This is a genomic window from Pseudidiomarina marina (genome assembly GCF_044807045.1).
Lineage (GTDB): Bacteria > Pseudomonadota > Gammaproteobacteria > Enterobacterales > Alteromonadaceae > Pseudidiomarina > Pseudidiomarina marina.
Window position 1 is genome coordinate 2312650 of the sequence record NZ_CP085233.1, and the last position, 20967, is coordinate 2333616.

18 protein-coding genes are annotated in these 20967 nt (G+C 41.5%); all 18 read right to left on the bottom strand.

All coding sequences use genetic code 11. The features are described 5' to 3' along the window. Positions 1-7: 7 nt before the first annotated feature. The 18 genes from LG272_RS11000 to LG272_RS11085 all read right to left on the bottom strand — a co-directional run bounded on the left by LG272_RS11000 (position 8) and on the right by LG272_RS11085 (position 20939). A complete protein-coding gene (locus LG272_RS11000) occupies positions 8-1060 on the bottom strand; it encodes an NAD-dependent epimerase (protein WP_404408561.1) in 1053 nt (350 codons plus the stop codon). Further along, complete coding sequence (locus LG272_RS11005) at positions 1057-1629, bottom strand: sugar transferase (RefSeq protein ID WP_404408563.1); 573 nt, start codon at positions 1627-1629, stop codon at positions 1057-1059. The genes LG272_RS11000 and LG272_RS11005 overlap by 4 nt, the downstream gene beginning before the upstream one ends. After that, positions 1626-2576 (bottom strand): UDP-glucose 4-epimerase family protein, encoded by a 951-nt coding sequence (locus LG272_RS11010; protein WP_404408565.1) that lies wholly within the window; start codon positions 2574-2576, stop codon positions 1626-1628. Before LG272_RS11010 ends, LG272_RS11005 begins: the two co-directional genes overlap by 4 nt. A 15-nt stretch (positions 2577-2591) precedes the next feature. Beyond that, on the bottom strand, positions 2592-3740 hold the full coding sequence (locus LG272_RS11015) for a glycosyltransferase family 4 protein (RefSeq protein ID WP_404408567.1): 1149 nt from the start codon (positions 3738-3740) through the stop codon (positions 2592-2594). A gap of 100 nt (positions 3741-3840) precedes the next feature. After that, on the bottom strand, positions 3841-5298 hold the full coding sequence (locus tag LG272_RS11020) for an asparagine synthase-related protein (protein ID WP_404408569.1): 1458 nt from the start codon (positions 5296-5298) through the stop codon (positions 3841-3843). 158 nt (positions 5299-5456) lie between these two features. Continuing rightward, complete coding sequence (locus LG272_RS11025) at positions 5457-6530, bottom strand: hypothetical protein (protein WP_404408571.1); 1074 nt, start codon at positions 6528-6530, stop codon at positions 5457-5459. Beyond that, complete coding sequence (locus tag LG272_RS11030; RefSeq protein ID WP_404408573.1) at positions 6514-7704, bottom strand: hypothetical protein; 1191 nt, start codon at positions 7702-7704, stop codon at positions 6514-6516. Before LG272_RS11030 ends, LG272_RS11025 begins: the two co-directional genes overlap by 17 nt. A gap of 57 nt (positions 7705-7761) precedes the next feature. Then, on the bottom strand, positions 7762-9996 hold the full coding sequence (locus LG272_RS11035) for a polysaccharide biosynthesis tyrosine autokinase (protein ID WP_404408575.1): 2235 nt from the start codon (positions 9994-9996) through the stop codon (positions 7762-7764). Beyond that, positions 9978-10424 (bottom strand): low molecular weight protein-tyrosine-phosphatase, encoded by a 447-nt coding sequence (locus LG272_RS11040; RefSeq protein WP_404408577.1) that lies wholly within the window; start codon positions 10422-10424, stop codon positions 9978-9980. Before LG272_RS11040 ends, LG272_RS11035 begins: the two co-directional genes overlap by 19 nt. Positions 10425-10510: 86 nt before the next feature. Then, positions 10511-11650: a polysaccharide export protein gene (locus LG272_RS11045; protein WP_404408579.1), complete on the bottom strand. Its 1140-nt coding sequence runs from the start codon at positions 11648-11650 to the stop codon at positions 10511-10513. Between the two features lie 66 nt (positions 11651-11716). After that, positions 11717-13813: a YjbH domain-containing protein gene (locus LG272_RS11050; RefSeq protein WP_404408581.1), complete on the bottom strand. Its 2097-nt coding sequence runs from the start codon at positions 13811-13813 to the stop codon at positions 11717-11719. Continuing rightward, positions 13814-15181, bottom strand: coding sequence for a YjbF family lipoprotein (locus LG272_RS11055; RefSeq protein ID WP_404408583.1), 1368 nt, complete (start codon positions 15179-15181; stop codon positions 13814-13816). A gap of 99 nt (positions 15182-15280) precedes the next feature. After that, positions 15281-15559 carry a hypothetical protein gene (locus tag LG272_RS11060; protein WP_404408585.1) on the bottom strand — a complete coding sequence of 93 codons (279 nt, stop codon included), beginning with the start codon at positions 15557-15559 and terminating at the stop codon, positions 15281-15283. A gap of 344 nt (positions 15560-15903) precedes the next feature. Then, positions 15904-16404 (bottom strand): transcription/translation regulatory transformer protein RfaH, encoded by a 501-nt coding sequence (gene rfaH / locus LG272_RS11065; RefSeq protein WP_404408587.1) that lies wholly within the window; start codon positions 16402-16404, stop codon positions 15904-15906. A gap of 35 nt (positions 16405-16439) precedes the next feature. After that, complete coding sequence (locus LG272_RS11070; protein WP_404408589.1) at positions 16440-17333, bottom strand: glycosyltransferase; 894 nt, start codon at positions 17331-17333, stop codon at positions 16440-16442. Further along, positions 17330-18460, bottom strand: coding sequence for a polysaccharide pyruvyl transferase family protein (locus LG272_RS11075; RefSeq protein WP_404408591.1), 1131 nt, complete (start codon positions 18458-18460; stop codon positions 17330-17332). Before LG272_RS11075 ends, LG272_RS11070 begins: the two co-directional genes overlap by 4 nt. A gap of 57 nt (positions 18461-18517) precedes the next feature. Next, positions 18518-19552 carry a nitroreductase family protein gene (locus LG272_RS11080; RefSeq protein WP_404408593.1) on the bottom strand — a complete coding sequence of 345 codons (1035 nt, stop codon included), beginning with the start codon at positions 19550-19552 and terminating at the stop codon, positions 18518-18520. Positions 19553-19634: 82 nt separating this feature from the next. Next, positions 19635-20939, bottom strand: a complete 1305-nt coding sequence (locus LG272_RS11085) for a flippase (protein WP_404408595.1) — start codon at positions 20937-20939, stop codon at positions 19635-19637. Positions 20940-20967: the final 28 nt, after the last annotated feature.

Sequence of the window (20967 nt, forward strand, 5' to 3'; positions counted from 1 at the left end):
TCAGCAACTAAACACCATAAAATTCGCGATACCAAGCGACGGTGCGCTTCATACCCTCGGTAACAGGTGTCGATGGACGGTAGTCCATATCTGCTGCCAAATCAGATACGTCAGCATATGTTGCAACAACATCGCCCGGTTGAATCGGTAAGAACTCTTTTGAGATCTCAACACCTGCAGCATCTTCCACCGCTTTTATAAAATCTAATAACTGAACAGTGTCACTGTTTCCAATATTATAAATCTTATAGGGCGCAGATGAACTTGAAGGATTCGGTTGCGAACCACTCCATGATGAATCAGTGGTACATGGGTTTTCAATCACTCGCACCACACCTTCAACAATGTCATCGATGTACGTAAAATCGCGCTTCATTTTACCGTGATTAAACACCTTGATGGTTTCGCCATTAAAGGCAGCCTTGGTAAACAAGAACGGTGCCATATCAGGGCGTCCCCACGGGCCGTATACAGTGAAGAATCGCAGGCCGGTGCATTGAATGCCATACAAGTGCGCGTATGTATGCGCCATTAACTCGTTAGACTTCTTGGTTGCAGCGTACAAACTGACTGGGTGGTCAACGTTATGCGATGTTGAGAACGGCATGGTTTCATTCAGGCCATAAACCGATGAGCTTGAGGCGTAACTTAAGTTTTTGACGCCATTATATCGGCAAGCCTCTAAAATATTCATGAAACCAACAACATTAGAGTCAATATAGGCATGCGGATTTTGCAAGGAGTAACGCACGCCCGCTTGTGCGGCTAAGTTACAAACGGCATCAAATTTCTCAGTTTCAAATAGCGAGTTTAACAATTCACGATCTTCAAGCTTACCTTGTATAAAATGATAACTATCGAAACGTGACGACCGAATCAAATTCCCCGGCTTTACATCAGAGCGAGTGAATCCTGCTTCAGCTAAACGGCCGTATTTTAACGCGACATCGTAATAATCATTAATGCTATCGAGACCAATAACTTCGTACCCCATTTCTAATAGGCGCAGTGCCGTGAAGTGTCCAATAAAACCGGCTGTACCTGTAACTAATACTTTCATTCTTCCCTACTCGCTGAGCTCTTTGTAACTCGATCACCACTACCTTTTCCGGTAACAGTCATGAAGATGTACTTGAAATAATCGCTCAATGTTAATGATGAGAGCATCTTTGCGTCTGTTTCTGCTAGTAATACCGGAGTCGACATATCAATTTCATTTACTTGTGCTAAACCGGTTATGCCGGGGCGGGCGTTTAGCACCCCGCGCGCTCGACGCTCAGAAATGAGTTCCTCTTGATTGAACAAGCACGGACGCGGCCCCACTAAGCTCATTTCACCTTTAAGTACGTTCCAAAGTTGAGGTAATTCGTCAAGTTTAGTACGGCGTAAAAAACGACCAAATCGAGTGATTGATGAAGCACTCGCCAAATGACTAGCAACCGATACGGTATCTACACGCATAGTTCTAAATTTTACTAAAGTGAACGGAAGTTCGTTACGGCCTACACGCTCTTGTCGAAAAATGGGGGAACCGGTATCAAATAATCCAATAATGGTCAAAAGTAGCAATATCGGAAAACCAACAATCAGACCAACTAAGGCAAAAATAAAATCAAACAAACGAATCACGTGACATCCTCTTCAACGCATTTTTTCAACTGTTCTTCCATTGTGACCTTAGGTCGCCACCCAAGAATATTTTTGGTGTGTTCAATATCGACCTGAAGTGAACTGAACAACCTATCCGCTAGGTTCCGCTTGCCCACTAGTGTTGCGGCCATTTGCAGGAGATTCACCGGAAATGGCCACAACCGAGGTTGCAAACCATGAGCTTGGGTCATGGCCGACAATAATTCAGGGGTTGATACATCGCGATCATCGCTAACCATTAAAGTCTGGTTCGCGGCTTTAGGGTGTTCAATACATGTAACAATTAAATCGACAAGGTTATCTATCGCTACTAAGCTTCTTTTGTTCTTCACAGAAGCCAATGGCAAAGGTAGGTTTCGTTTGGCTAGCTTCATCATTGCCGCAAAGTTAGCTTTCACTCCAGGTCCATAAACCAACGGGGGACGAATAATGACGACTTCCATACTTGTATTCTCGGTTATTTCCTTCAACGCTTTCTCCGCAAGAGCCTTGGACTCTCCATACGCATCTTCATAATTGTAGTCGGAATCAAATCGTAAGGGTTCTCCGTTATTTGTTTTCTCACCGATGGCTTTTATTGAACTGATATAAATAAATCTTTTCACACCAGCGTCAGCAGCCTCGTTGGCTAGCTTTACGGTCGCTTCTGTATTTGTTGTTAAATAAAGCTCACGAGCTTCATTCTGATCCTCATCCATAACATGAGCGCGCGCTGCGCAATGAATAAAGGTATCAACCCCATGCAATGACATTTTGTCAATCGCCGGCTGATGCAAATCAAAATGAACATTGTTAACGTCAGAAGTCAGTACTGGCTTTCTTCGACCTATGGAAATAACTGAATAATTTTCGGTCATTAGACGGTTGCTGACATGTTCACCAACAAACCCAGTAGCACCCGTAACAGCGACGACTTTTTTATACACTAAGATTATGCATCCTTAACCGTTGTCTACGTGTTTATCTGCCATTAACCGGTCGTATATTTCTATGTGTTTAGCCACCACCGAATTGACATCAAACTCTTGTTCAGCCAGCTTTCTTGCCTCTAGCCCCATTGTTTGTCGAAGCTCACTATCGGTCGCTAACTTTGTAATAGCTTGCGCCAACGCTTCAGAATCACGAATTGGTACCAACAACCCTGTTTTTCCATCGATTATTGCATCACGACAGCCTGGATTATCTGTCGTTACAATTGGCCTGCCACATGCTGCCGCCTCAATAAGCACTTTAGGTAATCCTTCACCGTAATATGACGGCAGAACCACAATATGTGAGTTCGCGAAAACTTGTGGAATGTCGTCGCGTGGCCCTATGTAATCGATAATTCCTTGGTTAACCCACTCGGATACGTCACTACCATCAATTCCATGAGGATTATCAGGATCTAATGGGCCCGCAAGAATAAATTTCACTCTTGAAGTTTGATTAGCGACAAGACGGGAAGCTTCAATAAATTCAAAAACGCCTTTTTCTTTTAACAACCGCGCAGCCATGACTACACGAATTTCATTACCCTTGGGTTCTAGGCTGTAGCTATAGCTAGTTAAATCGGCACCCGATCCTTTAATAAGTACTTTTTCATTATCCTCAAGTGAAGTGATAGCACTCAATATTGCGTCATCTACGGAATTCTGAAAAATAACTGTCTTTTGCTTCTTACTAAACGCAATTTTATAGAATACTGATATAAATTTCCTGGTTGCTGTAGCCCGAACGGTTTTAGATGCAAAGACGTAACCTAAACCGGATATCGCAAAAACGAACTTCGGAGTTTTTTTGATAAATCTCGCAGCTATTCCACTGTACAATACTGGCTTAATCGTTATTGCGTGAACAATATCTGGATTCAAATTTCTAAAAAGCCTACGAACAGACAGTAAAATTCTTAATTCATCTAAAGGATTGGAACGCGAGCGAGAAAACTCAATAGGGTGAATAACAAAACCCACCTCCTCAAGGCATTCTTTGTGTTCGGTGAATTTGCAAGCAATATGAACATCATAACCAAGTTCTTTAAGTTTTAATGCTATCGGTAACCGGTGAGAAATAAAAAACCAATCTACATTTACTACAAACAAAACTCTCAATATACATCCTTAAATTAAAATAAATTCTATAATCAGGAAAAAATTCAGAGAACAAATTGAAAACAATTGCGACAAATTATAAAAAGAGAAAAATTAAAATTTAACTGCTCTCGGAGTTTCCAACTAATCGCTTCAACCCAGTTAAGGAATACTCGACTATATTAGTACTACCTACCTTGTAAAAAACAGCGAACGGTGATGTTTTAGATTTAGAGAAAAAACTTGGCCAATGGCTTTTCGCTATATGCACCATTGGAGCCTTAAAAATTCCATTTCTAATTAATTTATTTGAGGGCGTAAAAAACAACTCGGATACCACTTCGTCATCTAAAAATGGTAAAAGAATGTTAATCCCCGAGGGTACGTTGACATACTTTTGCATTTCTCTAGCTGGGAGAACCCTAAACATAAAGAAATAACGAATTACCATATGAAAATCATCATAAACGCAACAAAGTTCATTGAGCTCTTGATTCATATATGACAGAACCCGATTATCTGACTTCAGATTAACTTCTTTATTCTCAATCAATGCATTAACCAACATACTTTGAGCGTTTTCCGCAGATAATGCTGATAAAGCTTTAAAGATTCTATATAACAGTCTAGAACGTTCTCTTTTGAAACTTTGCGGGAGGAATTTTAAAACCGAACGCAAGCCAGGAACTCGAGATATTATTTTATATGCGCGATAGACCTTGTCGTGTGGCAATCCAGACAAGAGTGAGTCGGCACCTTGCCCATCCAGCAAATAGTACGAATCTAAATTAAAATCTTTTTTGGCTGCTCGAGATCCAATCTCTCGATAGACGTAGCTTAATACAGGTGCAATGTTATCTTGAATTGGCTCGAGACTATATTCTAGAAACCTTTCTGCTTCGCATTCCAGATCCGCGGGGACGTCGATAATTGCTTGATTGACTTTCGCATATTCACACATTAATTTTGATTTTTCTATTTCAGATTGCAACGTCGGCATATTGCAAGTATAAGCACAATCGAAGTGCCGCTTATCTTTAGTTAGCGCTAAAAGAACGGACGAATCTATACCTCCACTAAAAAGTACTGATAAATGGCTGGTTTTTGATTGTGTTAAAGATTTATCTACAAAGCGAGCTAACAAACCTTTAATGTGAGCATCTAAATTTATTCCAGAGTATGTTAGAGGATCGTCGTCATCCTTTTTCAGACTTTCAAATGGCAGTGTTGAAACATCAACCTTTCCATCAATGATTCTAAAACCAACAAACGGAGACATCAGAAAAATATTATTATACAGTGTATATGGAGGATAAATAAACCCAAACTTTTGATAAAATAATGAACTATCCAAAGATACAGAAATTTCATTACGTTTAAAATCTAAGAATGACCTTATTCTTTTTGTTACGTACACACGGTTCTTGTGATAAAACAAATAAAACCTTTGTTTTATCGATCTATTAAATACAAACTCTCCTTTTGAACAAAGAGATAACCCCAAATTCTTTTGTATTTTCGGATTGAACGATATAACCAATCCATCTTCATTGATATAATATAACCCTGAAAAATTCATAAATAAGTCCAAATAAATATTACATCCAGTCTTTTCAAACTCGGTACTGCACTTATAATAATCAATTAAAACTGACGATAACTATTAAAATTTTAGGCGCTTAGTCAAACAATCAAATTAAAATAAACCTTAGAAAAAAAATATTAAGAATAAAATCGCTATTTCTTTTTACTTTGATAGCCAAAATAAGCGACTAGAGAAATAAGAAATGGGGCGAAGTTTTGTCTATAACGTAAAGCAGAGCCAGAATTAAAATAACCAAACGGATAATGAACAACAATAAAGCCAACTATGGATATGGCAAACAGAATAATCAGCCAAAGGCTTATCTTGGGGAAACGATTAAAGGAGGTCGATAAAAAGTAAATTAGCGCACAAAGCCACAAAAAGCTTTCAATAAAGAATATAGGCGAATAAAATTTATCGGATAACTCAGAAATTGTCGGGCCCCAAAAACTAACTACAACCCCAATGGGCAGATCACTTAACATGTCAGCTAAGCCATTCCACTTATGGTCTAGCCTCGTATTGTCACCATCACCGGAAAAATGCAAGTGCATAACGGAGAATATTGAATCAAGTTCTGAGATATACATTTTTAATGCGATTAAAATGAGAAACAGAAAAAAAGATAACATAATAAGTATAAGTATCATGTTATTTTTAAAATATTTCTTATATAGAATCATAAAATGTATAAATAATAGAATCGGGGTATAGGCCACTTTAAAAAAACACATAATCAATAAACATGCGAGCAATAACACAGATTTTATAATTTTTAGACTATTCCGTATATCAGTGGAGTTCTGAGTAGAAACTAATAACCCAAGATAAAAAAATGCAGCCGTATTGAATACAGCCTCTTTTGAATGCAATGAAGTCCACAATAAATAATTAGGGCTTAAACATAGTAAAGTTAAGATTATTGCATTGTACTTAAATGGCATGCTCGCCTTTTTTAAGAAATAAACTACCGCAATATAACTAACTATAAGCAAAGGTATATTTGAAACTAGGGCTGATCCTGTAATAGAATTAAAAAAGTATCCAGTAACCGACATAATATAGGCTGTCGAAAGTAAGTCATTTCTATATATATATTTTCCGGAAATATAGTCTTGAGTATCACCAATTTGAGTTGAATCTCCCATACCAATCCATACAGCGATCAACACAAGAATCTTAGCGAATAAAAGCAAGACCAACAATTCGTTAATTCGAATTTTCACAAAGCGCCCTAGCCTTTTGGTAGCAGGTTAAAAATGATTTTAGATATATATAGAACTTTATCGAGGCAAGCGAAAATAAATAATATATAGCGCCGTCAAAACCAAATAAATAAATCAAAGATGGACACAACAATACTGACATTATAAGGAGGTACGAATTATATATTAAGAAATCAACCGAAGATTGCATGTAAACAATTAAATACTCAAGTGTCGAATTGATGCTCTCAATAATAAATAAAACCAAAAATATTGGCAGTAAGTAACTAAATTCAGCTAACTTATCACCGAATATTATAGATATTATTTCTTCATGAAAAAATAGAGAAACAGCTACAGCTATAAGTCCTAACGTTAAGGCATTGAATACCCCTATATTTATTATTTTATAAGCATCAATTTGTTTAGAAATCAACGTAACTATTAATGACTGATTTATTATTTTAGCAATAATATATAGATACATGTACGTGCCAAAAACACCCAATGCAAAAGAGTCGATCAAAAACTCAATGCTTAACCTAGGAACTAGAGCTATTAAAGCGATAATAAGTGCTGGGATTCCGATAGATGCATAAACATAGGTATATTTATTAAAAACAGACAGCAATTTTTTAACATCGTATGTATAAGTGAATTTTCGCAACATCGCCTTTGGCAACATCATCCATGCAAAGGCAATAATGACAATCGGCAAAACGATTTCAATATTAATCAAATTAGCATTCCTCAAGTTTTCTGAAAAATACTGACTCGAAATCAATATTAGGTTTACAATAACAAGTGATATCAGTGTCGTATCAGTGTCTCTTGAGGTCTTATTTTTCAATCCTTGTGAGCTTTCCAAGCTAAAATCGATAAACTTTTGAGAAAAAGCAAGCAGAAACAATGTAATCCTGTCTGTGGTTAAGGCTAAAACACCTGAGGAAAGTAAGATGATACACATATTCAGCCATCTGAATCGTATCATATCGTCTAAGACTGAATTTTGATTTTGTGAATAAAACCTAAACCCACCTCCTAACAGCACATAAAATGGCGTCAAGATACTAATATACAAATAGTATAGTCCAGCACCCTCTACGCCATAAAAACTTAGCACATTTCGTAAAAGAGACCATTGAGCTAGTGCCAATAAAAGCATTCCGGAAAAATAGTATAAATTTTTCTTCATCTTAGCTTCAGATTTAGTACTAAAACTTTTATTCTTATATAGATAAACATCAGCCAGTCATTGACTTTCTGGCTTATATTCGTAGCCATACATGTAATTATAACCGTAATACACACTTGTCCTACGCTCAACGCTGTTTAAAATTACGCCTTTTATCTCTATACCATTCTGATTGAAACGTTTTATTGTGTGAATCATCTCTTTTGCTGGCGTTAAGCCGAATCGGGCTACAAGAAGTGTTGTGCCAACATAGCTTCCTACAATCGCAGCATCTGTCACCGCAAGAATTGGTGGCGTATCGATTAATACGTAATCGTATTCTTTGGATACCTGTTCCATGAAATTATTCATTCTTGGGTGCATCAAAAGTTCAGCTGGGTTTGGTGCTGAGGTTCCTCGTGGAATGAAGTCTAGGTTTTCTATGTAGCCGGATTGGATATATGGCTTATAGTCGACCAGTTCAGAAGAATTACCATTAACGGCTTCGCCACCCGTCGTGGAACGACGGGCTACTAACAGGTCGGCTAGTCCCTTATCATTATTCGCTTGGAGCATGCTGTGCAGGTAGCCGCGGCGGATGTCGCCGTCAATTAGAAGAACGCGCTGACCTGCTTGGGCTAATACTGCTGCTAAATTCGCTGTAACGAAGCTTTTCCCCACAGCAGGGCTAGGGCCTGAAATCATGATGATGTTATTACGCGCTTCCAACATTGCGAAATGTAAGCTGGTACGCAAACCACGCAAGGCTTCAATCGCTAAATCAGTCGGATCTTCTTTTGCTAACAATGGTGCTTTAATCACTTCATGCGTTTTGCGTTTGGCCATTCTTACCAAACGCTGATCCATAGTCTCTTGCACTTCTGATTTAGGTACCGAGGCGTAAACATTAATTCCTTCATTTTCTAGCTGCTCGGCGCTCTCAACACCTCGATTCAGTGCTGCTTTCACAAATACCAAGCCAACCGATAACATCCCACCTAACATTGTTGCCAAAACAACAATCAAAGGTTTTTTGGGAGCCACAGGCTCGGGTTTTGTTGCAGCGTTATCAAGAATGCGAACATTGCCAACGGTGCCTGCTTTTAACACATTCAACTCTTGCATGCGGTTGAGTAACTGCAAGTAAATCTCTTGATTGACTTCAACGTCACGCGTGTAACGCAAAACCTGTTGTTGCGTTTCAGGTAGTTCTTGAATCTGTGAACTTAAACGTTTCTGGTCTGCTTCTAAGTTTGCTTTTTGTTCAATCAACGCCTGATAGCTAGGGTGCTGCTTAGTATATAAACGACTAAGCTCAGCTTCTTTCAAGGTTAAATCATTAATGCGCTTCTCTAATTCAACCAACTGCTCAAGTAACCCTTGCGTTTCAAGGCTTAAATCGACTGACTGACTCTGCAACCGATAAGAATTAAGTTTTTCTTCAGCCTCATTCAAGTTTTCTTTAATGGTTGGAATTTGGCGCTGCAAAAACTCTAAGCTATTTTCCGCCTCAGCGGCATTACGGCGAATGTTCTGCAACATGTATTCCGTTGCAATCGCATCTAATACGCGCTCAGCATGCTTGGCATTGGCATTTTGTATGCTTGCACTTAAAATACCTGTTTGACGACCACGTTCAATGACACTCAGTGCCGCCTGCCAATCATTTATGGCTTTCAAGCGGTTTAGTTTCACCAACGTAAAACTATTGGTGTTAGCAGTTACTGCATCTGAAATATGAATTAACCAGCTACCATTCTCGGCAGGCGTTCCCACCACACCAGTAACTACTTCCTCACTCTCACTATCAAATAAGGTGAACGTTTTATCTTTCAGACGCAGCTTAAGCTCTTTACCTATTTGGCTTTCAGGTACTTGCAGAGCTTCTAATACTACTTGATTATTTTCACCTGAGCGACGTGCCAAAAACTCACCAATAAATGGCATGAAATTTGGCTTAACCACATTGGTGAGCTCGAGTTGGTCAACAACGGCACCAATCACCATCCGTGATTTCATGATCTCGATTTCTGTTGCGGCCTCACTTTCAGTTGCGAACATCTCAGACATTTCACCCAAGGCTGGGATACCTGATGATTTTTTCTCAACCTGAAGCAACGCATCCGCTTGATAAATCGGTGTGGCAAGCATCGCGTAAACGACGCCCACAAACATGAAGGCTGCGGTAATAAGAGCAATGAGCCATTTGTGATCAATCAGTAAACCAAAGAGTCTGCCGAGATCGATCTCATCTTCATCATTGCGTTGCGGTTGAATATTTGGGTTCGGCATTGTCACAGTTTTGTTTTCCATTGATCACAACTCTTATTAATTAATTCGAAGACATGCTGATACACCTCTTCGCTTTTTTTGTATGGGTCTGGAATTTCTTTTCCGCTTTGTTGAAGCCATTGGCCTAATAACATCGTTTTGGCATGAGCTTCAGGGTAACGGTTCGCAATATGGCTGCGATGGTTATTTTCCATCACTAAAATTAAATCGTAATGGCCGATGAGTTCGCGTGTTAGCTGTTGCGCTTCATGCTTTGGGAACTCAAAGCCATTTTTTGCCGCAATTTCACGTGCGGTTTTATCCATGTCATGGCCTTTACCATCGCGTACCATGGCAGTTATGCCAGCGCTGTGGATGGTTTTGTTTGGCAAGTGATGCTGCAGCAGGAATTGAGCTGTTGGGCTGCGGCAGATGTTGCCAAGGCAGACTACTAGTATTTTGTTAAACAATTAAATAAACCTCAGATATTTACAGCGCTTTGCGCTACCCGGCGTGGAACGCCGGGCTACAATAGCGGGCGCGTAAGCGACCAACATTAGTTACGGACGTCATCTTGGAATCTACCCAGTGAGTAGAGGCCGGTGATGGACGGTAGAAGCTGGCTGATGACGCGGTTCCAGCGGGCTACTGGGGCGGCGGTTACGTAAACGATGTCGCGTTGTTGCAGTTTGAATTGTTCCGCAAGTACCAAGGCGGTAGCGTTTTTGGCGTTGAGTTGGTACACCTCTGCGACACGTCCTGACGCAGGGTTCGCTGCGCGAATCACAAATACGCCTTCGGCATCGGCGGTTGCTTCGAACCAGCCGCCAGCATCAGCTAGGGCTTCGGCTAACGTCATGCCGCTGCGGCCCATCATGTAGCTCTTCGGTTGGCGCACTTCACCTAGCACAAATACTTTATTCTGATCGTTGCGGGCAACGTGTAGCACATCGTTTGGTTGTAGCAGAATGTTTTGATCGGTGTTGCCCTGCTGGTATAGCTCTCTCAGGTTGAAATCGAATTCTTGGTTGTTACGTGTGAGGGTTACTGTTGTCCAATCGGCTTCCGGCGTTAAACCGCCCGATTCGCTAACAGCTTCAATAAGGGTCATGGGTACGTTGGTAACTGGCAGCACCCCTGGCTTTTGTACCTCGCCGGTCACGTAAACGCGCTGACTACGAAAACTCGCTACCGTGACATCTACTTGTGGGCTTTCAATATAGGTAGCAAGGCGCTTCGCAATAATGTCGCGGATTTCACTTACACGCATACCTTCAACTTCGACTTTACCAATGTACGGATAGAAAATGGTCCCGTCGTTGTGAACCCAGTTACCCGATTCTTGTGCGCTACGCATAGAGCCTGCTGGAATGGTTAGCTCAGGGTGGTTGTACACGGTAATGTTTAAGATATCGCCTTTACCTACGCGGTAATCGTACTGTTGGCGTTGATTTTCTAGTTCGCTGTTGAACTCTGGTTTGGGTGTTGCGGCGTTGAGTTCAGCCAGAAGCATTGGGCTAATGGTGTAGGTGCTGACTAACTTGCTGAAATCAGCTTCACTGAATTCTTGTTGGCTGGCGTCACGGTTGTCGTCGCTAAAGAGATTGCCATCGGTTGGAATGTGGCTACCTGGGGCGAAAGCGCAACTTGTTGTTAGTAGTGAGGCTGAGAATATAAGTAATAGTTTTGATTTCATTATTTTGCTTCTATTTTTGAATTCGAGATTAACAGCGCTGCGCGCTACCCGCCGTGGAACGGCGGGCTACCTTCCTTCGGTCATGGGGTAGAGTTGGCGGCTGCGGTTGAGCATTTGGCCGCCGTCACGGGTGATTGGGTTCCAACCCACGGTACCACGCATTTTTGTATGTTTTACAAAGAATAAATCAAATGGAATGTTTAAGTAAAAGCCTTTTGTGAAACCACCTTCACCGTAATCTTCTGAACTGACATTAGTAAAGGCGGCATAGGCGCCAGCTATCACGCCTGAATCAAACTCATGGGCGAAGTTGACTTGTACGCCTTCATCACCCGCTAAGAAACGCCCGGCTTTTAACGTGAGCAAAGTGTCATCGATAAATGGCAGTTGCCAATACATGGCGGCGTGACCAGTCAGCACATCGTAATCTTCTAAAGCCGTATAACTATCTGGCTCACGCTGCTTCACGTAATTTACATCGAAGCCAAAGGCGATATCGCTATTATGCGGACGATACAAAACTTCACCGCCAACACCGGCAAACATGCGTTCTAAATAACCACCGTACGCTAGACCATACCAGTTACGGCTGAATTGATGCGTATAGGTTGCTTGTAAGTTCTGCAACCAAACATCGTTGGCAACGGAATACTCACGAATGCGGGTACGCACACGCGGTAACGGCGTATCGAGGTTATCCACCAAGAAGTTAAATTCATCGTAGTTATTGATGAGATTTAAACCCACCGAACTATTGATGCTGAAATTGGCACTCGGTTGCCAATCGGCGGTACCAAACAAACTCAGTTGATACAGGTAAAAGGTTTCTGGGTTACCAAACGCTTGATCTAAATCGGGGCGTACGGCGAATTTCCACTTGTCTTGTTTTGATGTTGCCGCTTCACGGGTGTACAAGCGTTTGGTTGAATCAGCTGAGCTATATCGAACATCTGATTCACTGAGCGCTTGTTCGGTTTTTGCGAAGAACCGCTCACCGCGAGCTGCTTGTTTGAAGCGCATGGCATCAACGTTATGTTGAGTTAATGCTAAACCGTTATCGGTTTGCGCCAGCTCATAGCTTGTGACTTCTTCCGGCAAGTTATTTGCGAGAATGCTTGCGGCTTTTTCGGCCGCCTGCTCACTATTTCTGTAGCGTGTTTGCGTGGTGTAGAACGTCACGCGTTGTTGGGTTTTATCAGTTTCAACCGCATGCACTTTATAGCCAGCTTCGCGCAATAAATCTTGGCTTAACCGCTCGTAATCAACTTGGCTGAGTTCGCGCGTTTCGCTGTAACCAACTTTTTGTGGCGCTGGCTCGTACTTAGCTTGGCTTATCGTCGCCAAGTTGAAATGGAAAGTTGCCCCAAACATGAACGTGTTACCACGTTGATAACTGAGCTTTAAGTTGAGGTTATCAGATACCGCGTAGTTTGCGCCGAAGTTCCAAGGACTATCGACTTGAATGGGCGTTTCGACGCGGTCTTGACTGTAATCATTCGCATCGTATTCGGCCATCAGTTGAAGTTGCGGCCACGGTGTTTGATAGTGTACGCCGCCAAACACTGCTGCCGGACCACGAAACATTTCATCAACTTCAAACTCGCCACCACGTCCTGAAGTTTCTACTGGTCGTTCACAAAATCTGTCAGCAACTTCACAAAACGGGTTAGTCATATTGTCACGACGACCGAGGTAACCCCATCCCATACCAAGACTTATATCAAAATTCCCAAAGCGTTTATTTGCGACAATATATTCTGCAGCATACAAACCAGTACCACCCATATCACGCAATCCAAGCGCCACCTGCGGTAAGTACTCACTTTCTAGCCACAACCTGAATTTGGCGTCGAAGCCTTTGTCTTTATTGGTTTGGTTGTTACTAAAGTCAGGGCCACCGCCCCACTTCACTTCGCGCTCATCCGTATATCGCGCCGTCGCTTCCAACCAAGGAAACACCTGCAAGCTCACCGACATCCGACGAAACTGCTCGTTATCCACGTAGTTTAACGAGAATTCACCTTCATTATGCATGCGCGCCGTTGGTGTTTGCATTAAACCAACACCACCAAAATCACTCTGATTGACTGTCTCGGGCTGAAAGCTTACAGGCTGCCAAGCACTACTTGCCAATATCACCAAAGCTGAGCTAGTCAATGCCATCTAGTGCTGCCCTACTGCTTCGGTAAAGTGCCAGTATTGCATGAACATTCGTAATTGCTGGTTTACGTCACGAAAGCCTTTCGGTAATTCATGGTCAGCAATTGGTAAGGCCGGCAGCTGCGTTTGGTCGTAGTACGCGCTTAACGTAATGGTGTAATGCGGCTCATTATTTATTCGGCCCGCGCCAACCTGCGCGTGATTTAGCAACGGATTCTGCGACAAATCCTGTCGTGCCTTAGCGCGCGAGAAATCTGTGACGTAACTTGGCTTTAATGGCGAGGTTAGAAACGCATCGGCCAATGCGTCAGCTTTTGTCGCAAGATCTGCTTGACCATCATATCGGAAAGTTTGCGCAAGCATTTTTAATCGCACATACATGCCCTGCTTACGCGCTTCAAATTGTTGGCTAAGTGAAGGGCTACTGATCTTCGTTTGCGGCCACATCACCGATTGCGCTGTTGGCACGGCATCGAGTAACTGGCTTATGCGTGGTTCACCATCGGTGACAATATCTACCTTGGTGCCATTACTACGCTCAATACGCACCCACATCTGCTGATTTGTGAGTTGAGGCGGCTGGCTGAATAGCTGATCTTGAAAAAACATGTCATTTGACAGGTTTTTATGATCATTTGACATGCCTTGATTATTATTTGCGTCTTTTGACGTGTTTTTCTGATCTTTTGTGTCAATTGACTGCTTAAACCTGTCATTTGACAGGTATTCGCTATATGCCTTCACTTCTTGTTGTTGAAGCACACTTAATTCAGGGCTAATCCATTGCGTCGACGCAACCGGCCTAAACACATTGTTGTAAGCCGCAAACTCAAAGGTATTTGAAATCAGCTTCGGTTCTGCCGCGTGTGACTGCCGAGAAACTGGTGTTGCCGTGCCGTTTTCTCGAACAATACGGATAGCGTCTTTATCTTCCACTTCAAAGGTGGTTTCTACTAACCACTGGCTAAACTGCCCGTTATGTTCGGTAGTAATCAGTCGTTGCCACGAAGGCTGACATTGCTGAGCTTGCTCAATCGAGGGTGCTTGTTGAATGCAAGCTAAAGGATCAGCTTCAGAGTTCGCAACGTGCTCAAGGTTACTTAGCAGGCTATCGGTACGAATAACGCGACCGGTCAGGCTGGTCGTAATCACTTCGTTGTTAGCCGACACCCACTGCAGTGAGTGCCCATCATCGAATCCTAAAATAATGAGCGCTCGCGCTTGATTCTCAAATTGCACATAGTTGGCGGCGAACTGTAACTCGGCTATTTCCTGCTCGGTCAGTTCTACATCCGTTTGACCGGCAAACGCATAGTACAGACTTTGCGAGGCGGCACTGGCAGACTCATCCAGCACCCGGGTTGACCGCATTAAGCTACAACCTGAAAGAGTGGTCATAGCCGCTAGCGCGAAACAACCATAAAAAAGGCCACTTAAAGAAGTGGCCGTTTTGAATTGCTTTATCACAATTTAGTTGTTCGTCACCGTGGTTGGTGTTTCGTCGTCATCATCCGATGCGACAGTAGCGATAACGCCAACAGCTACAACCGTTGCAACAACTGCAGCGACAGTAACACCACCGATGGCACCACCAGCGGCTGCGCCACCTGCTGCTGTACCTGTTTGCGGCGCAGGTGCTGGAGCCGGCGCTGGTTTCGGTGCTGGCTCAGGATTAGCTAATGCAATTGGTGTTGCGGTTAAAGCAACGGCTACCATCACTGCAGCGAAAGACGAAGTCAATTTTGTCATCTGTTGTTGTCCCTAAATGAATTTGAATGATGCAGAAAGAATAGCAGGCTGTAGGAAATTAGCAAAAGAATTGTGCGATATTTGTGCAGTGTTTTTGCCCTAACTTCAGACACGCTACCGCCCTTAGGTTACAGCTCCCACATTGCTCTCTGCTAACGCGTTCATTGTATTCTGTTATTATTAACGCGTTTAATTGTTGTATTTATATTATCGATATTGGAGCATTTTAATTAAATTTTTACAACTGAAAAATAAAATTAAATTTATGTGAATGGCTTGTACGGTGCGGGATTGCGGGGTGTGTTCTTTGTCTAAAATGTAAACAATTGTTGCTTGAAATGTGCTTAGATTTTCTTCACTTCGGTATACGAAAATGATGCTTGTACGTCTTTTTGAAGCCAATCGAGGAGAACGATACAGCGAGAATCACCATCTAAATCAATGATCTTCGCAATAAATCCTGCAAATGGACCACTGGCAATCTCAACTTGATCACCAACTTGTGGCGATGACTGATGTTCAGCAGTAGCCTGAGTAATGGGGTCGTGTTCAAGTGTCTTTAATTCTTCAATCAGTGCGTCAGGAATTGTCGCAGGCTTTTCACCAAACATTAACAACTTCTGTACGCCAAAAGTGCTACGGATTTTATGGAAGCATCCCGCAAAATCATCCAACTGCGCAAAGATATAGCCAGGAAACAACGCTTCAGTAACCGGCACCCGCTTACCGCGCCGTACTTTGCCCAGCGTAATTTGCGGCAAGTACGCCGCAATATCTTGGTTCTCGAGATTCACCAACGCGCGCTGCTCTTGCCGCGGTTTGGTGCGGATGACATACCATTTCATTTTATGAACAATTCACCTTACCTTTACTAAATCAGCTAACGACGGGTTTGTTTGCCCAAGCCCATTATATATCCGTATACTTGAAAGACACTGTACACTTTCAAAAGGTAACAGATACCGAAGACACTTAACTTTTGTATGAACGTCAAACCATGAGTCTTAAAAATTCTTGGAATGACAAAAACAGGAGGGACTAGTCCCCTAATAAAATAATCTGATTTCTTAATTAGTCCGGCTGCCACTGCACCGCGACTTATTCGTTTCTTCTTTCTTAGAAGCTCTTTTAAAGTCGCTCGCGTTGGATGATATACCACACATTCCTCTGCGTAGGATATTGTTTTACCGAGCTTTGATGCCCTTCTGTTCCATTGCAAATCTCCTCCAGACATGAGTGAATCATCAAAAAATCCAACGTCTGTGAATAACGATTTCCAAGTAAATAAATTAGCGGTTACTGACTCACCATTTTGCGCATTTCTTTTTTGTTGAAACGCGAAAATCTTTTCGTAAAGCTCAGCTACTGATCGCCGTTCATTTTCAAAATATAGAGCAACATGTCCTGCAACTCTGTCATGTCCAAGTAATAAGTGACTAATACCTTGCATCAACCAATCCTTTTCAGGGGTGCAGTCTGAATCAGTAAATGCAATCACATCACCCGTAGCAATTTTTAAGGCAGCATTTCTAGCAGCGTAGGACCCAGGAATTTCGACATCAATAACTTTGATCGTTAGAAAATTATCTAACCACCTCGGCTTTGTATTTTTAGGATTATTATTGGCTACAATCACTTCATATTTTTCAGACGGGTAGGTTTGTTCCTGCAAAGCAGTAATACATCGTAAAAGATCTTCCCAATCATTGTAGGTTGGTATAACAACAGTAATTAATGGCAAAGAGTCTTGAGCAACTTGCTTAGCATCCGTCACAACTGATTTACCCCAATCACCTGATCTATGTGCGACCACATTCGCTTAATTTCCTGCTTCTGAAGCGAAGAACTTTCGACCAGTTTATCCCGAATCAATTCATAGTTTTCAGAAGATGAAAGCCACTGCAGTTTGTTTTTAATATCAGCAAAATCTTCAACCATCAGTTCATTAACTTGGTAGTCGTTCATAAGTTCTGCATATTTATGTGACCATCCAGTAGCGATCGCGGGAATCCCTTGACTCAAAGCACTGACTAAACCATGAAATCTAGAACTAACAACAATTCGAGATCGCGAGATAATTTGTTTTATTTCTTTTGGATCACTTGCCTCTAGTAACTGTATATTCCCACCAACTTTCTCTTGAAGATCTTTAGCAAGAATTTTGTCTTTTTTGCCTTCGTGCACTAAAAGAGTGACCTTGAATCCAGAATCTGATGCCCATTTAACCGCCTGAAACATTTCATCTTGATAAAATTCTCCATCACCTCTCATCTCAACCATTTTCGAATTTGGTATAAAACAAATTCCGTAATCTTTATCTTTGTGAGCCTGATTTGATGCAGGTAAAACAATTCCAGTGAAATCTGGAAATGAAACAATATTTTCACGAGTGCCGACGATATCCTTCAAAAAGGAAAAAGACCGCGAATCACGAACGCAAATTAAATCCGCATGATCAGCTAAGGTTATTAGCTCATTCGCAAACCCGCTCTTTTTGAACGGGCCAAACGCTTGAGGCATTAGAATAACTTTCGTTTTATTATTCTTCATGCTTCTGATTCGAGAGGTCAACCTATGCTTTAGCTTTTCAACTCCCCACTGATCACCGTATGCAAAGCCTGATGCATCTAGTACCACGTCAACTTCTTTTTGCAGAACAATACCGTATTGCTTTCGAAGCCTAGACGGCACAAAATTCCATAGCCAGCTTAAGTCTAACCTTCTTAAACGTAAGGTAGCGAGCTGATACAAACCGTATCTAGCTCTAGCTTCATAGTCAGTCTGTGGTGCGCTAACGAACTTTGCATTAATCCCTAAGTCTTGAAAATGCTCTATGATCGCTACGAGCATTAACTCTGCACCTTTATTCGGAATTCCTATTCCTTTAATTTCTATAATCATCTTGAAACCTAAATTTGTAGAATAAAAATTTAACCCAATGGAATCCGCCTTATTCCATTATAATTCAATGAAGTCAGCGAGGGTTTGACTGCTTTTCTTTTGCGAATATGGAATACCACCATTTTTATCGGCATATCCAACTGCAATTAGCATTACCGGTCTTAAATAGTGCGGCAAGCTCAGCATTTCTTGCATCTTCATTTCTCGAGACTCTATGTCTGGCCAGTTAATTGGGCACGTTGATAACCCCATTGTTTCCAAGGCTAACATTAGTTGCATACTTGCAAGTGACGCGTCGATATATATGCAGTGCCTATCTCGTTCAAAAGGATAAGCACTTAAGTCACCAACAACCACAATTAACGTTTGTATATTTTCTACAAAACCAGAAGTTCCCATCGCTAATTTTGCAACTCGTTGCGCTGCTGAAGCTTGGGTCAAAATTTTAAATTGGTATGGTTGACGGTTACACGCTGAAGGGGCAAGCGAAGCCATGTCTATTGCTTGAAGTAGTAGTTCTTTTGCAACCGGGGTTTCTTCAAACCACCGAGTCGATCTTCGGCGTAAAAATAACTGGTGCAATGAGTCAGACGTAACCTCAAGCTTTGGAAGCTTGCTTGAAGGGTATGGAATAAAGTTTGGCGATTCATTTTCTAATTTTCTATTTGCTAACAACCTAAAATAGCTATCTTTGTATTCGTTAAAATCATTCGCCAAACGTTCAATTAATTTATTCGCAGTGACAACATTGAAATACTCGGTAAGCACGTCCGTAGCCCACTTTGCTTCACTGATACAAAGTTTTTGCGAACTCACAGACCGTCCATATATTTCAATTGTTTCCGCAATATAATCAAGCGCAAAAATTGGTCGACGCGGCCGCATGATCAGACCTTTCTCTAATCGATGAATGTTGCGTCTCAATAAATAGTTTGAACTATCAATTTTTTTCAATGACGCTTTGTACGCTATACGACCCGCTAAAACACTTCGATGTTCTCTATAAAAACTTCTATTAAACAACAGGTAATATATAGAAGCTAAAACGGCATTTTTAGAAAAAATACGAGTCAAAGCCACCTCAGTGTTCATGAAAAAATACCGTACTTTCAGAACAAGTCGCTGAGGTAAGATTTTCTTTAATGTTGACTTCAATTCAGTAACTCCACAGAGATTATTTTGACAGACTTAATGGATATCGAATTGGCGCAAACATCGCTTTGAACATCATCCAAAATATCGGTCTGGTATGAGAACTCAACGTCAGAGCAAAAAATGATGCGACTGAATACGAAATTAGTGTTGATACCGCAGCACCCATTGCACCAAAGTGGGGAATGAGAATCCAGTTTAGCACAACGTTTAATAGAGCCCCGGCTCCTTGAGTAACCAAAGAAAAAACCAATGCGTTCTCGATAAGGATCCATTTAGAAAAAGCAGCTCGAAGAGCTACAAATATACCAGCCCAGATGTGCACAACAAGAATATTTGCACTCTCAAGGTACTCTATACCATATAGAAAATTGATTACGAATGGCGCTACAAAGGTCGTTATAACAGCAATAACTAGGCCAATGATAAACAAGATATCGAACAACTGCTGGAGCCGTCTGTAGAATTCATTGGGAGTACTTTCACGCAGTTGAATTAGTTTCGGAAAAATCGATGCGGCAATAATAGTAGGAATAAAATACCAAGCCTCGGATATCTGCGCTGCGACGGCATATATGCCTACACTTGTAGAACCTTCAAAAAATTTCAACATGACTTGGTCGATTTTCATGTATATAACAGCAAAAATTGCTCCGGCAAAAATAAGCCAACTTTGCTTCACCAAGCTTATTGCTTTGTTCTTATCAAATCGCCATTCAGAAATTGATAAGCTCGATGACCTTTTGTAGAAGAAAATCAGTAAGGTCATAACGACAAATGATTGAATCAAGTTTCCTAACGCAAAAAACAAAACGCTAGCGCCTGAAAAAACAAGTAGCAATTTAAATAGCGAAGCCGCTACTAAACCTGAAGTATTTGAAATTGCCGTGAATCTTGCCTGCACTTGCGACTGAAACCAAAAATCTAAAACCGTAATAGGCTGTATTAGCATTGGTAATGATGCGAAAATAAGCATCCAAAAAACTGTTACATTGTTTAGTTCTGTTAAGACAGCGTACGCAAGAAGACCGATGAAACCTAACAGCATTCCAGCCATCTTAATCGCATAAGATGTGCCCAAAATAACATCGTGTTCAGATTTGCTATTTACTATCTCTCGTACTACTAGTCCGCTGAGCCCCATATGTCCGGCTACGGTAAAAATCGTAGTTAAAGAAAGTACGTAGGCTAAAGTTCCGTAGTCTTCGGCGCCTAGATAACGGGCGATAATAATCGATACTACAAAATTCAGAGCGAGACTGAGTACCTTATCACTGAACATCCAGCTGGTGTTTGCTAAATACTTTTTTAAAGTTGAGGAACTCATTTACTTCTCGCTAAACCCAAAAGGAAGG